This window comes from Xanthomonas sp. NCPPB 2586, assembly GCF_041475775.2.
Taxonomy (GTDB): Bacteria; Pseudomonadota; Gammaproteobacteria; order Xanthomonadales; family Xanthomonadaceae; genus Xanthomonas; species Xanthomonas campestris.
The window spans coordinates 1,703,231-1,717,919 of the sequence record NZ_CM192981.1; the positions used below are offsets into that span (position 1 = coordinate 1,703,231).

Sequence of the window (14,689 nt, forward strand, 5' to 3'; positions counted from 1 at the left end):
CGGGCAGGGCACGGCTGCGCAAGGTAAAATCGGGCCACTCCCGTTCCGCCGAGCGCTCCATGACCTGCCGCACCCGTTTTGCCCCCAGCCCCACCGGTTACCTGCACATCGGCGGCGCACGCACCGCCCTGTACTGCTGGCTGGAGGCACGTCACCGCGGCGGGCAGTTCGTGCTGCGCATCGAAGACACCGACCGTGAGCGCAGCACCCAGGCCGCCATCGACGCCATCCTGGAAGCCATGGAGTGGCTGGGCCTGGGCTATGACGAAGGCCCGATCTACCAGACCCAGCGCATCGCCCGTTACCAGGAGGTGGCCGAGCAGCTGCTGGCGCAGGGCAAGGCCTACTACGCCTACGAGACCCGTGAGGAGCTCGACGCGATGCGCGAGGCCGCAATGGCCAAGCAGGAAAAGCCGCGCTACAACGGCGCCGCGCGCGAGCAGCAGCTGCCGTATCGCGACGACCCGAACCGGGTGATCCGCTTCAAGAACCCGCTCGCGGGCACGGTGGTGTTCGACGACCTGATCAAGGGCCGCATCGAGATCGCCAACAGCGAGCTCGACGACATGGTGATCTTCCGCCCGGATGGCTATCCCACCTACAACTTCGCGGTGGTGGTGGACGACTGGGACATGGGCATCACCGAGGTGATCCGCGGCGACGACCACATCAACAACACCCCGCGCCAGATCAACATCTACGAAGCGCTGGGCGCACCGGTACCCAAGTTCGCGCACATGCCGATGATCCTGGACGAGCAGGGCGCCAAGCTCTCCAAGCGCACTGGCGCGGCCGATGTCATGCAGTACAAGGACGCCGGCTACCTGCCGCATGCGCTGATCAATTACCTGGCCCGCCTGGGTTGGTCGCATGGCGACCAGGAGCTGTTCAGCCAGCAGGAGTTGCTGGACCTGTTCGACGTCAAGGACGTCAATTCCAAGGCCGCGCGCCTGGACATGGCCAAGCTCGGCTGGGTGAATCAGCATTACTTGAAGACCGACGACCCGGCCAGCATCGCGCCGCAGCTGGAATACCAGCTCCGCAAGCTGGGCATTGATGTGGCCGCCGGCCCGGCCGCTGCCGATGTGGTGGTGGCGCTGCGCGAGCGCGTGCAGACGCTCAAGGAAATGGCCGAAAAAGCCGTGGTCTGGTACCAGCCGCTGGAAACCTACGACGAAGCCGCGGTGATCAAGCACCTGAAACTGGGCGCGGAAGTGCCGCTGGGCAAGGCGCGCGAGATGCTCGCTGCGCTGAACGAGTGGAGCGTGGAGAACGTATCGGCGGCGCTGCATGCCGCTGCCGCGGCGCTGGAACTGGGCATGGGCAAGGTGGCCCAGCCGCTGCGGGTGGCCATCACCGGCACCCAGGTCAGCCCGGACATTTCGCAGACGGTGTACCTGGCCGGGCGCGAGGGTGCCTTGAAACGCATCGATGCGGCACTCATCAAGATTGGAGCGGCCTGACGCCGGAGCCTGTATGACCAAGCACACGCACACCCAAACGCACGACCAGGAACACGCCTGCACGGCCCCGCATCATCACGTGGACGATGCCAACAGCTTCGTACGTGCGGTGGAGCGCGCCTGCAGCGAACGCGGCCTGCGGCTCACCCCGATCCGCGCCAACGTACTGCGGCTGATCGCCGATGCCGGCAAACCGGTCAAGGCCTACGAGCTGCTGGACTGGGTGCGCGAAGGCAAGGGCGTGGGCGCCGACGCCCCGCCGACGGTGTACCGCGCGCTGGATTTTTTGATGGCCAATGGCTTCGTGCACAAGCTCGAATCGGTCAATGCCTTCGTGGCCTGCCATCACCCCAACAGCGCCCAGCACTCGGTGCCGTTTCTGATCTGCGACCGCTGCCATAGCGCGGTGGAACTGGAAGACCGCGATGTGGTCTCGCAACTGGAAGCCCGCGCCAAGGCGCTAGGCTTCCAACCGCAGGCACAGACACTGGAAGTGCACGGCCTGTGCGCCAAGTGCGCGGCAGCGGGTTGAGTGGTGTGAATCGCGCCGCTGCTCCCGTCTCCTAGCACGCGAGCGGCTCGGGTTAATCGCCCCGCGCAAGACGCTAAACAATCGCGATTCACCGTAGGAGCGGCCTCGGCCGCGATGGGGCGTTCCCGATGTTATTTCGGTGCTCGTACGTATAGCGCGGACTCACTCGCAAACACGTCACGCGCCGCCACTCACTTACCGCAGGGAATGCGAGCTCCTCGTAGGAGCGGCCTTGGCCGCGACAAGGCTTGCCACGTAGCGCGCCAATGTTGCAGCGCACAGCCGTTCGTTCCAGAACGACCGCATCCGGTAGTGCGTCAGCAATGCAGCGACGCTCTGCCAGCAGCACACATGGCATTGCATTGAGCGTCGCGTGCGGCGCCGCCTTTTTCAGCTCATGTGAGACACCGCCAACACGCGCGGTTTGCTCGAAACTGTTTGCGCTGTTTGCCCGCACGCCGCGTCGTTCACGCGCGCGCATGACGCACCCAAGAGTGTGCACATCTAACTCGGACCCCGCCCGTCGTTGATGCGCTCGATCAGGTAATGCCGCCCAGCGCACGTCAATCGTCGGGCGTTCCAAAACCTGCCAAGTCGCTCATCAGCGCAGCACGTCAGTCACCACACCACCTCCCCGCATCCGCAACCACACTCAAGCCGCCGCCGGCTTACACGCATACCCCACCAGAAACAGGTCCACCGCGCGCCGGGTAGCGTCGCGCAGATACTCCGGCGATGGGTTCTTGAGTGCGCCGAACAGGCAGGGCATCAGGGTTTCGGCTTCGACTAGGGCGGCGAACTGTTGGGCGGCAAGCATGGTGTCGTCGCAACGGAGCTGGCCGCAGTCCACCTGTGTCTGCAGGTATTCGGCGAAGCGCTTCAGGCCTTCTTCTTGACCTGCGCTGAAAAACAGCGCGCCGACGTCTGATCTGCCGGATACCCCGATGATGGTCTGCCAACTGGTGATATTGGGCGGTGCGCACAGGAAGGTGAGGACGTCCTCTCCGAAGCGCTGCAGGGCGTCGGCAATGGGGCCGCTGCTCCGCGAAAGTGCATCCAGTAGCGGATCGAAATAGCGGTCGGACATGTCCTTGGCCACCGCCACAAACAGCTCTTCCTTCGAGCCGAAATAGCCGTACAGCGTGCGCTTTGAGCCGCCGACACGGGCGGCGATCTGCGACATCGACGCGCCTTCGAAGCCCAGCTCAAGGAAGACCTCGCTGGCCGCCTGAACGATGGTGTCGCGCTTTTCTTCGGTTCTGACCCGCATCGCGGTGCTCCTAGGGGCGCTTAAGTATACCAACTGGGCAGAAATGCTTGACGCCCACGGATGATCTTATTAGGATACCGAACCGTACCGTTTAGATTTATCCATCGCGGTTTTCCCGGAGACCTTCCCCGTGCGTCCTGTCCCTTCGCTTCGCCTGCCGCTCCTCGCCGTTGCCGCCTCCGTCCTGATCAGCGCCTGCGGTAGCCCGCCGGGCGGGCCGCCCCCGCAGCAGGGCACGCCGGTGGTGGGCGTCATCACCGTCCGGCCGCAGCCGGTCACCCTTACCACCCAGTTGCCCGGCCGCACCGTGCCGTACCTGATCGCCGAAGTGCGGCCCCAGGTGGGCGGCATCGTGCAGACACGGCAGTTCACCGAAGGCGGCGACGTGAAGGCAGGGCAGACCCTGTACCAGATCGACCCGGCCACCTACCGCGCCAGCTACGCCAGCGCCCAGGCCACCCTGGCCAAGGCGCAGGCCAACCTGCGCACCGCACGGCTCAAGGCCGACCGCTACAAGGAGCTGGTGCAGATCAAGGCGATCAGCCAGCAGGAGGGCGACGACACCGCCGCCACGCTCGGCCAGGCCGAAGCGGATGTGGCGGCCGGCAAGGCCAGCGTGGAGACCGCGCGCATCAATCTGGCGTTCGCCCGCATGGATGCGCCGATCTCCGGCCGGATCGGCCGCTCCAGCGTGACGCCCGGCGCGCTGGTCACCGCCAACCAGGCCACGGCATTGACCACCATCCAGCAACTGGACCCGATCTACGTGGACGTGACCCAGCCCAGCGCCGCCGTGCTGCGGCTTAAGAAGGCGATGGCCCGTGGCGATCTGGCGCGTGCCGGCGACGGTGCCGCGCAGGTGAGCCTGGTGCTGGAAGACGGCAGCACCTATCCGCTGCAGGGCCGGCTGGCGTTCTCCGATGTCACCGTGGACCAGAACACCGGCTCGATCAGCCTGCGTGCGGTGTTCCCCAACCCGGATGCCGATCTGCTGCCGGGCATGTACGTGCGCGCGGTGCTGCAGGAAGGCGTCAAGGCGCAGGGCGTGCTGGTGCCGCAACAGGCAGTGACGCGCAATGGCGCCGGCAAGCCAACCGCCTTCGTGGTCGGTGCCGACAACAAATTGCAGCTGCGTGTGCTGGAGACCGACCGTGCGGTGGGCGACCAGTGGCTGGTGCGCAGTGGCCTGAAGACCGGTGACCAACTGGTGGTGGATGGCCTGTCGCGCGCCCGCGACGGTGTCCAGGTCAAGACCGTGCCGTGGCAACCGACGTCGGCATCCGTTGCCGGCAGCCCCTCCGCCCCAGCCGCACCGCGTGCGGCCAACTAAGGCGGACTCCAGCTCATGGCACGCTTCTTCATCGACCGCCCGATCTTCGCCTGGGTGCTGGCCATCATCGTGATGCTGGCCGGCATCCTGTCCATCGCCACCTTGCCGATCGCGCAATACCCCAGCATCGCGCCGCCCGCCGTGGCGATCACCGCCAACTATCCCGGCGCATCTGCGCAGACCCTGGAAGACACCGTCACCCAGGTCATCGAGCAGAAGATGAAGGGCCTGGACAACCTCAGCTACATGGCCTCCACCAGCGAATCCAGCGGTGCGGTGACCATTACGCTGACCTTCGAAAACGGCACCGACCCGGACACCGCGCAGGTGCAGGTGCAGAACAAGTTGTCGCTGGCCACCGCGTTGTTGCCGCAAGAAGTGCAGCAGCAGGGCGTCACGGTCACCAAGTCGGCCACCAACTTCCTCAACGTGCTGGCCTTCACCTCCGAAGACGGCAGCATGAGCGATTCGGATCTGTCCGATTACGTTGCCGCCAACGTGCAGGAAACCATCAGCCGCGTGCAGGGCGTGGGTGACACCACGTTGTTCGGTTCGCAGTATTCGATGCGCATCTGGCTGGATCCGGACAAGCTCAACAACTTCAATCTCACCCCGGTGGATGTGCGCACCGCGATCCAGGCGCAAAACGCGCAGGTGTCGGCCGGCCAACTCGGTGCGTTGCCGGCGGTGCCCAATCAGCAGCTCAATGCCACCATTACCGCGCAGACGCGGCTCAAGACAGCCGAAGAGTTCGAGAACATTTTGCTGCGTACCCGCACCGACGGTTCGCAGGTGCGCCTGCGCGATGTGGCGCGCATCGAGCTGGGCAGCGAGAGCTACAACACGGTGGGCCGCTACAACGGCAAGCCGGCCGCGGGCCTGGCGATCAAGCTGGCCACCGGAGCAAACGCGCTGGATACCGTGCGCGCCATCGACAAGAGCCTGGAAGAGCAGGAGAAGTTCTTCCCGCCCGGCATGAAGGTGCAAAAGCCCTACGACACCACACCGTTCGTGCGTATCTCCATCGAGCAGGTGGTGCATACGCTGGTCGAAGCGGTGGTGCTGGTGTTTTTGGTGATGTACCTGTTCCTGCAGAACTTCCGCGCCACGCTGATTCCCACCATCGCCGTGCCGGTAGTACTGCTGGGCACCTTTGGCGTGCTGGCGGTGTTCGGCTTCACCATCAATACGCTGACCATGTTCGCGATGGTGCTGGCGATCGGCTTGCTGGTGGATGACGCCATCGTGGTGGTGGAAAACGTCGAGCGGGTGATGGCCGAAGAACAGCTCTCGCCCAAGGAGGCCACGCGCAAATCGATGGACCAGATCACCGGCGCACTGGTGGGCGTGGCCTTGGTGCTGGCCGCGGTGTTCGTGCCGATGGCGTTTTTCGGCGGTTCCACCGGTGTGATCTACCGGCAGTTCTCGATCACGATTGTCTCTGCGATGACCTTGTCGGTGCTGGTGGCAATGGTGCTGACGCCGGCGCTGTGCGCCACCTTGCTCAAGCCCGGTCATGGCATGGCCACCACCGGGTTCTTCGGCTGGTTCAACCGGGTGTTCGACCGCAGCAATGGCCGTTACCAAGGCGTGGTGCGGCACATGCTCGGCAAGGGCTGGCGCTACATGATTGCGTATGTGGTGATCGTGGCGCTGGTGGTGGTGGGCTTCATGAAAACGCCGGTGGGCTTCTTGCCGGACGAAGACCAGGGCACCTTGTTCGTGCTGGTGCAGTTGCCGCCCGGTGCCACCGATGCACGTACTGGTGCGGTGCTCAAGCAGGTGGAACATCACTTCCTGGTCGACCAGAAGGACTCGGTGGCCGGCATCTTTGCGGTCTCTGGTTTCAGCTTCGCCGGTACCGGGCAGAACGTGGGCTTTGCCTTCGTCAAGCTGCGGCCATGGGACGAGCGCACCGGCAAGGGCCAGAGCGTGACCGATGTGGCGGCCAAGGCGGGCGCGTTCTTCGCCACCTTGCGCGATGCGCAGGTGTTTGCGGTGGCGCCGCCGGCCGTGTCGGAGCTGGGCAACGCCACCGGCTTCGATCTGATGCTGCAGGACCGCGCCAACCTGGGGCATGCCGCGCTGATGCAGGCACGCAACCAGTTGCTGGCCGAGCTTTCGCAGGACAAGCGGCTGGTGGCGGTGCGCCCCAACGGGCAGGAAGACACGCCCGAGTTCAAGCTGGAGATCGACCCGCACAAGGCCGAAGCGATGGGGGTGTCGATTGCCGACATCAACAACACTTTCTCCAGCGCGTGGGGCAGTACCTATGTCAACGACTTCATCGACAAGGGCCGCGTCAAGAAAGTGATGCTGCAGGCCGATGCGCCGTACCGCATGAACCCGCAGGACATCGACCGCTGGTTCGTGCGCAACAGCGCCGGCACGATGGTGCCGTTCAACGCCTTCGCCACTGCACGCTGGACACAGGGCTCGCCACGTCTGGAGCGCTACAACAGCCTGCCGTCGGTGGAGATTCTGGGCATGGCGCTGCCAGGTGCGGCGTCCAGCGGCCAGGCGATGCAGATCGTGGAGGCGGCAGCGGCCAAGTTGCCGGCCGGCATTGGCTTCGAGTGGACCGGGTTGTCGCGACAGGAAAAAGCCTCGACCGGGCAGACCGGGTTGTTGTACGGGTTGTCGATCCTGATCGTGTTCCTGTGTCTGGCCGCGCTGTATGAGAGCTGGTCGATTCCGTTCTCGGTGATTCTGGTGGTGCCGTTGGGCGTGTTCGGCACGCTGGTGGCCGCCGTGCTGACCTGGAAAATGAACGATGTGTACTTCCAGGTGGGCCTGCTCACCACCATTGGCCTGGCCTCGAAGAACGCGATCCTGATCGTGGAGTTCGCCAAGGAATTGCACGAAGGCGGGAAGAGCCTGGTGGTGGCGGCGTTGGAAGCGGCGCGCATGCGCTTGCGGCCGATTCTGATGACATCGCTGGCCTTCATCCTGGGTGTGGTGCCGCTGGTGCTGACCAGTGGCGCGGGCGCCGGCGCGCAGCACGCGCTGGGCACTGCGGTGATCGGCGGCATGATCTCCGGCACGGTGCTGGCCATCTTCTTCGTGCCGTTGTTCTTCGTACTGGTGCGTGGGCTGTTCGAACGCCGCGCGCAGCCTGATGCCTCCGTTCCGCAACATGCAGGGCACTGACATGACACCGATCCGAATGACGCTTGCCGCACTCGCGGTGACCAGCGTGTTGTCTGGCTGCACGCTGATGCCGCGTTATGCGCGGCCCGACGCACCGGTGCCGGCGCAGTTCGCCGGCGCCACCGCGGCGGCGACCGCTGCCAGCGAAGCGGCAGCGAGCGCAGAAACTCCCGTCATCGCCGATATCGGCTGGCGGGAGGTGTTCACCGACCCGGCGCTGCAACAGGTGATCCAGCTGGCGCTGGACAATAACCGCGACCTGCGTGTGGCAGCGCTCAATATCGAAGTGGCACGCGCGCAATACCGGGTGGAGCGCGCAGCGCTGGTGCCGGGTGTGGATGCCACCGGCACTGCCAATAACGCGCGCACGCCGAGCGAACTGGCGGTGCCCGGGCAGCCGCCGGTGTTCCGCACCTACAGCGCCAACGTGGGCGTGAGCGCCTACGAGCTGGATTTGTTCGGGCGCGTGCGCAGCCTGAAGGAACAGGCGCTGCAGCAATTTCTCTCCACTGCCGAAGCCCGCCGCAGCACCCACATCAGCCTGGTCGCCGATGTGGCCAGCGCGTATCTCACCCTGGCCGCCGACCAGGAGTTGCTGCAGCTGGCGCAGTCCACCCTGACCAGCCAAAGCGACAGCTACCGCTTGCAGCAGCGCAGTTTCGAGTTGGGCGTGGCCTCGCAGCTCACCTTGCGGCAGGCACAGACCACCGTGGAAAGCGCGCGTGTGGATGTGGAGCGTTACACCGCGCAGGTGGCGCAGGACCGCAACGCGTTGGTGCTGCTGGTCGGCACCCAATTGCCGGAGAGTCTGTTGCCACGCGCGTTGCCCGATGGCGCAAGCGTGGAAGGCAATGTGCTGGCCGCCGTGCCGGCGGGCGTGCCGTCGCAGCTGTTGCAGCGTCGCCCGGACATCCTGGAGGCCGAGCGCAACCTGCGCGCGGCCAATGCCAACATCGGCGCGGCGCGCGCGGCGTTCTTTCCCAGCATCAGCCTCACCGCCACGCTGGGCTCGTCCAGCAGCAGCTTGTCCGGATTGTTTGAGTCGGGCACGCGGGCCTGGAGTTTCGTGCCGCAGCTGACCTTGCCGCTGTTCAATGCCGGGCGTAACCGCGCCAATCTGGACATGGCCAAGGCCAACCGCGACATCGAAGTGGCCCGCTACGAAAAGTCGATCCAGACCGCGTTCCGCGAGGTGTCCGATGCGCTCGCGCAGCGCGACACCCTGGGCCGCCAGCTGCAGGCACAGCAGGCCCTGGTGGATGCCACCGCAGACAGTTACCGGTTGTCGCAGGCGCGCTTCGAACGCGGGATCGACAGCTATCTGCAGGCGCTGGATGCGCAGCGCTCGCTGTATGGCGCGCAGCAGACCTTGATCACCACGCAGTTGTCGCGCATCACCAACCTGGTGACGTTCTACAAGGCGATGGGCGGCGGCTGGCTGCAGGCCGATGGGCCGGACGTGGCGGCCGCGGACACGGCGCCGCCCCGTGGCTGACACGGCCTCGGCGCAAGGCCCGGCCTTGCCGGCGCCGGCCCGGCGCGTGCCGCATGCCAAGCGTGGCGCGATCCTGGCGGCCGCGCAGCAGTTGTTTACGCAGCAGGGCTTCGAGCGCACCAGCATGGACCGCATCGCCGAAGACGCGGGCGTGTCCAAGGCGACGGTGTATGCGTACTTCGCGTCCAAGGAGGTGCTGTTCCGCACCACGTTGGAAGCGATGGCGCATGCGGCGTCCAATCGCTGGGATGGTCTGCTGACGTTGCCCGGGCCGGTGGCGCAACGCTTGGCGGCGGTTGCCAGTGTGCTGCTGCAGGTCTGGACCAATGCGGCGCGGCAGGATGCCGCCTACGGACTGGTGCGGCCGCCGTCGCTGCCCAGCCAGATCCGCGAAGAAATGTGGACGCTGTGCTTCGAACGCTACGACAGCACGATGCGTGCGCTGCTGGCACGCGAAGTGGCGCAGGGCGCCTTGGTCATCGACAACCTGCCCGACGCCTCGGTGCAGTTCTTCGGGCTGATCACGGCAGTGCCGACCGAGGTGCCAGCGCCTGGCATGCCACCGGATGCAGCCCCAGCGCAGCGCTACATCGATGGCGCGGTGGCAGCGTTCTTGCGCGCGTATCGCCCGGTGCCAGCGGCGCCCGCAGCGACCGGCAGGCGAACGCCGCGCGCGCCGGCATCGCGCGCGGAGAGTGACGACGCACATTCATGAGCATGCGCGCCGTGCGCTGCACTCCGCGCGGTATGCCGGCTGACGTGTGCGCTTGGTGCCGTCCAATCCGCGTGTGCGCTGGCGAGCAACGCGGTGCCGCCGCAGGGCATGAGCGAACGCCACGCGGGCCGGCATTGATGATGCGCACTCATCACCGTGTGCGCGCCGCGCACTGCAATCCACCCGGCCTTGGCGGCTAACGTGTGCGCTCGGCGCTGCCACCTCACGTGGGACGCCATCGATCGACGCGGCGCTGCCGCAGGAGCACACGATGCATACACGCACACTAGGGCGCAGCGGGCTGCGGGTCTCCGCACTTGGCCTGGGCTGCATGGGGTTGAGCTACGGCTACGGGCCGGCCACCGAGCGCAAACAGGCGGTGGCACTGCTGCACGCCGCGGTGGAGCAGGGCGTGACCTTGTTCGACACCGCAGAGGCGTACGGGCCGATCGCCAATGAGGAATTGCTGGGTGAGGCGCTTGCGCCGTACGGCGCGCAGGTGGTGGTTGCCACCAAGTTCGGCTTTCGCGATGGACATGCCGATGCCGGTCTGGACAGCCGGCCCGCGCGTATCCGCGCAGTGGCCGAGGCCAGCCTGCTGCGGTTGAAGCGCGAGCGTATCGATCTGTTCTATCAGCACCGCGTGGATCCCGCGGTGCCGATCGAGGAAGTGGCCGGCACGGTCAAGGATTTGATCGCCGAAGGCAAGGTGGGCCATTTCGGCCTGTCCGAAGCCAGCGCGGACACCATCCGCCGCGCGCATGCGGTGCAACCGGTGGCCGCGGTGCAAAGCGAATACTCGCTGTGGTGGCGCGAACCGGAAGCCAGCGTGCTGCCCACGCTGGAAGAACTGGGGATTGGCTTCGTGCCGTTCAGTCCGCTCGGCAAGGGATTTCTGACGGGCGCGATCCAGCCCGACACGCAATTCGACCAGAGCGACTTCCGTAACAGCGTGCCGCGCTTTGCCGCGGAGGCGCGCCGTGCCAATCAGGCGCTGGTGCATCGCCTGCAAGCCATTGCGGACGACAAGGGCGCGACGCCGGCACAGGTGGCGCTGGCCTGGCTGTTGTCGCGCAAGCCCTGGATCGTGCCGATTCCTGGCACCACCAAGCGGCATCGCCTGGACGAAAACATCGGCGGCGCTGCGCTCGTCTTGAGCAGCGACGAGCTGGCCCGTATTCAACAGGCACTCGATGCGGTGGAGATTGTCGGTGAGCGCTACAGCCCGGAGCGGCAGAAGCTGGTGGGGAAGTGAGCACGGCGGTGTAGCCGCAGTGACGGTATCTGCAAGAGATGTGTCGTAGGAACGCGCTCGCGCGCGATGTGGCGGTACCGATAACGCTTCATCGCGCGCAAGCGCGCTCCTACCAAGCTTGGTGAAGTCGTGGACGGTGCTGTCTCGTTTCCACATGGGGGAACACAGGTCACCGCCGCGAACAGTTGTGGTCGATGGGCACACATGCTTCCCAACGCAATGCAACGCGACATAGCGGCAGTACTGCAGGTCCCGTAGGAGCGCGCTCGCGCGCGATGTGGCGTTACCGATAACGCCCCATCGCGCGCAATCGCGCTCCTACCAAGCTTGGTGAAGTCGGGAGCGATGCTGTCTCGTTTCCACATGGGGAACACAGGTCGCAGCCTCGAACAGTCGTGCTCGATGGCAAACGCATGCTTCCCAACGCAACGCAACCCAGTCGCAATACTGCATGTCCCGTAGGAGCGCGCTTGCGCGCGATGGGGCGGTACCGATAACGCTTCATCGCGCGCAAGCGCGCTCCTACCAAGCTCCGTGAAGTCGGGAACGTTGCTGTCTCGTTTCCACATGGGGGAATACAGGTCACCGCCTCGAACAGTTGTGGTCGATGGGCACACATGCTTCCCAACGCAATGCAACGCAACCCAGCGGCAGTACTGCAGGTCCCGTAGGAGCGCGCTCGCGCGCGATGTGGCGTTACCGATAAAGCCCCACCGCGCGCAAGCGCGCTCCTACGGTGCGCTACCGCACCAGGTCATGGCGCAGCGCGTCGATCACCACCTTGAGCGCGGCGGAAGACTGGCGCCGGCTTGGGTAATAGGCGTAATAGCCATCGAACGGGTCGCACCAGTCGTCCAGCACGCGGCGCAGGCGGCCGGCGGCGATGTGGTCCAGCACCATGGTTTCCGGCAGGAAGGCCAGGCCCGCGCCGGCCAGTGCCGCGCGCAACATGGCGCTGCTGCCGTTGAACGTCCATTGCCCGTCCACGCGCACTTTCTGCTCGCGTCCGTCTTTTTCGAAATCCCACGGCAGCAGGCCGCCATGCGTGGGCAGGCGCAAGCCGATGCAGTTGTGCTGCGCCAGCTCGGCCGGCACTGCGGGAATGGTGTGATGCACGAAGTAGCTGGGCGCCGCCACCACCGCCATGCGCTGGCGCGGGCTGATCGGCACCGCGATCATGTCCTTGGCCACCTGGTCGCCGAGCCGGATGCCGATGTCGTAGCGCTCGGCCACGATGTCGGCCAGGCCGTAATCGACGGTGATCTCCACCTTGAGGTCGGGGTAGTCGGGTAGCACCTTCGACAATGCCGGCCACAGATAGGCATCGGCGGCGTGGCCGGCGGTGGTGATGCGGATGGTGCCGGCAGGCTTGTCGCGGAACGCAGTCAGTGCCGACAACTCCTGGTCGATCTCCTCAAGCCGTGGCGCCACCGTGTCGAACAAACGCATGCCCGCTTCGGTCATCGACACGCTGCGCGTGGTGCGGGTGAGCAGGCGAATCCCCAGCCGGGTTTCCAGCGCACGCACGGTATGGCTCAGCGCCGATTGCGAGACTCCCAGCTGCGCTGCGGCGCGGGTGAAGCTGCCTTCGCGTGCCACGGTGACAAACTCCTGCAGGTCATTGAGGTTTTCTCGAGCCATGCTTGCCAGCACCACACATCAAACATGAAATCCATGCCGCTGCATCATGCGCGATGGCGCCTCCCGGCTTCAATCAAAACGGATTGATGCGCTGTGTTTCTAGGAGCATGCGGCCCCAGGTGGGCAGTTGCGCCGCACCTGCGCGCTACAGTGGCTGCACTTTGTAGCGAGGAGCACGTCAATGAGCCTGTTTGCCACCGCCATCTCCTTGTCGATGATGGCCGCCGCCGGCCCCGGTGCCGACGAGCACGCACCGATCAAGGTCACCAAAGCCGGCAGCGCTGCCTCTGCCGCCGGCCCGGCGAGCTATTTCACCGGCACCGTGCGCATCGATGCGCCATTCCAGACCGATGCGCCCGCACGCGTGGGCGGCGCCACGGTGACCTTCGAGCCGGGTGCGCGCACTGCCTGGCATACCCATCCGCTGGGCCAGACGCTCATCGTTACCGCCGGTGCCGGGCGCGTGCAGGAGTGGGGCAAGCCGGCGCAGGAGATCCGCCCGGGCGACATCGTGTGGATTCCGCCGGGCGTCAAGCACTGGCATGGCGCCAACGCAACGGTGGCAATGAGCCATATCGCCATCGCCGAGGCGGTGGATAGCTCGCCGGTGACCTGGCTGGAGCAGGTCAGCGACGCGCAGTATCAGGGCGACTAAGCAGGTGTGCTGGCGGCGACTTGCTTTGGTGCATGCAAGCGGCCGCACGCACCAGAGTGCCGCGCAACGCTGCGTTGTTCAGTGGCAGATCGCTGCGCGCGCGCTCAGCTGGCAGCCGCACACACCAGAGTGTTGCGTCACGCCGTGTTGGTGAGTGATCACTGCGCGCGTGCACCACGCCCACCGGCCGCTGTCGAGGCGGCCCACGCCGTCACGCCACTTCGATCGCGTCCTGCCGGCTGGCACGCAATTGTTGTGCATCGCGTGCGGGCGGCGTGCCGAGGATGCGGGCGTAGTCGCGACTGAACTGCGATGCGCTTTCGTAGCCGACACGGAAACCGGCGTCGGCGGCACTGAGTGCCTCGGCCACCATCAGCCGGCGTGCTTCCTGCACGCGTAGGTGCGAGCGAAATTCCAGCGGCGTCATCGAGGTGACTGCCTTGAAATGGGTGTGGAAGGTGGAGCGGCTCATTGCCGACAGATCAGCGATCTGCTCGATGCTGAAACGCTCCGCGTAGTGCGCACGCAGCCAGGCAATGGCCCTGGAAATCTGGTTGAGGCGGCTGTCGGCAATGGCCATCTGGCGCACGATGGCATTGCCCGGTTCGGCCATCAGCCGGTACAGCAATTCGCGCAGTACCAGCGGCGCCAGCGCGTCGATGTCGCGCGGCTGGTCGAGCAGGCGCGCCAGCCGCAAGGCGGCGTCGTGCAACTCCGGCGTGCTGCGATTGAGCAACAGTCCGGACGCTGGCGTGTCGCCAGCCTGCTCGGCCAGGGCCGGGTAACGGATCGCAAGGTCGCTGAGCACGGCCACGTCCAGATCCAGGCAAAAACACAGATACGGATGGGCCGGGCTCGCTTCGATCACCGAGCCGATGATCGGCAGGTCCACAGAGGCCACCAGATACATCGCCGGATGGTAGTGATACGCGGTGGTGCCGAGCATGGCCTGCTTGTGCCCTTGGGCGACCAGGCACAGGGTGGGCGTGTACACCGTGGGGATGGAGTAGGTGGGCGCGGAGCAGCGCATCAGCCGCAGGCCGGGCACGGCGGTGCTGAAGGTGCCATCGGTCGGTGCATGACGTTGCAGCACGTCGATCAGATGGGCGATGGAAAAGGCCATGTGGAACGCTCGTGCGGGATGCTGTGCGGCCGCGCCGCGGTGGCGCGATCGTACAAGAGC

11 protein-coding genes are annotated in these 14,689 nt (G+C 65.8%); 8 read left to right on the forward strand and 3 right to left on the reverse strand.

Features of this window, described 5'->3' with window-relative positions:
- The first annotated feature begins 59 nt into the window (after positions 1-59).
- Together gltX and ACCQ09_RS07200 are read left to right on the forward strand one after the other, a co-directional pair.
- Positions 60-1,463, forward strand: a complete 1,404-nt coding sequence (gene gltX / locus ACCQ09_RS07195; protein WP_012437848.1) for a glutamate--tRNA ligase — start codon at positions 60-62, stop codon at positions 1,461-1,463.
- A 13-nt stretch (positions 1,464-1,476) separates the two neighbouring features.
- Complete coding sequence (locus tag ACCQ09_RS07200; RefSeq protein ID WP_011037815.1) at positions 1,477-1,995, forward strand: transcriptional repressor; 519 nt, start codon at positions 1,477-1,479, stop codon at positions 1,993-1,995.
- A 652-nt stretch (positions 1,996-2,647) separates the two neighbouring features.
- Here the strand turns inward: ACCQ09_RS07200 and ACCQ09_RS07205 are convergent.
- Positions 2,648-3,265: a TetR/AcrR family transcriptional regulator gene (locus ACCQ09_RS07205; protein ID WP_040940971.1), complete on the reverse strand. Its 618-nt coding sequence runs from the start codon at positions 3,263-3,265 to the stop codon at positions 2,648-2,650.
- A gap of 130 nt (positions 3,266-3,395) precedes the next feature.
- Between ACCQ09_RS07205 and ACCQ09_RS07210 the strand changes: the two genes are divergently transcribed.
- The 5 genes from ACCQ09_RS07210 to ACCQ09_RS07230 all read left to right on the forward strand — a co-directional run bounded on the left by ACCQ09_RS07210 (position 3,396) and on the right by ACCQ09_RS07230 (position 11,210).
- The gene (locus ACCQ09_RS07210; protein ID WP_011037813.1) at positions 3,396-4,595 is read left to right on the forward strand and encodes an efflux RND transporter periplasmic adaptor subunit; all 1,200 of its coding nucleotides are present in this window, start codon (positions 3,396-3,398) and stop codon (positions 4,593-4,595) included.
- A gap of 15 nt (positions 4,596-4,610) precedes the next feature.
- Positions 4,611-7,745, forward strand: a complete 3,135-nt coding sequence (locus tag ACCQ09_RS07215) for an efflux RND transporter permease subunit (RefSeq protein WP_040940972.1) — start codon at positions 4,611-4,613, stop codon at positions 7,743-7,745.
- 1 nt (position 7,746) lies between these two features.
- Positions 7,747-9,240, forward strand: a complete 1,494-nt coding sequence (locus tag ACCQ09_RS07220) for an efflux transporter outer membrane subunit (RefSeq protein ID WP_040940973.1) — start codon at positions 7,747-7,749, stop codon at positions 9,238-9,240.
- Positions 9,241-9,265: 25 nt separating this feature from the next.
- On the forward strand, positions 9,266-9,955 hold the full coding sequence (locus ACCQ09_RS07225; RefSeq protein WP_029628904.1) for a TetR/AcrR family transcriptional regulator: 690 nt from the start codon (positions 9,266-9,268) through the stop codon (positions 9,953-9,955).
- 271 nt (positions 9,956-10,226) lie between these two features.
- Positions 10,227-11,210: an aldo/keto reductase gene (locus ACCQ09_RS07230; protein ID WP_012437855.1), complete on the forward strand. Its 984-nt coding sequence runs from the start codon at positions 10,227-10,229 to the stop codon at positions 11,208-11,210.
- 741 nt (positions 11,211-11,951) lie between these two features.
- Here ACCQ09_RS07230 and ACCQ09_RS07235 read toward each other — a convergent pair.
- Entirely contained in the window at positions 11,952-12,851 is a 900-nt protein-coding gene (locus tag ACCQ09_RS07235; protein WP_162808590.1) for a LysR family transcriptional regulator, read from the reverse strand.
- A 181-nt stretch (positions 12,852-13,032) separates the two neighbouring features.
- On the opposite strand from ACCQ09_RS07235, the gene ACCQ09_RS07240 reads away from it, so the two are divergent.
- A complete protein-coding gene (locus ACCQ09_RS07240) occupies positions 13,033-13,506 on the forward strand; it encodes a (R)-mandelonitrile lyase (RefSeq protein WP_050912132.1) in 474 nt (157 codons plus the stop codon).
- A gap of 211 nt (positions 13,507-13,717) precedes the next feature.
- On the opposite strand, the gene ACCQ09_RS07245 is transcribed toward ACCQ09_RS07240, so the two are convergent.
- Positions 13,718-14,629 (reverse strand): AraC family transcriptional regulator, encoded by a 912-nt coding sequence (locus ACCQ09_RS07245; protein WP_228428403.1) that lies wholly within the window; start codon positions 14,627-14,629, stop codon positions 13,718-13,720.
- Between the last annotated feature and the right edge of the window lie 60 nt (positions 14,630-14,689).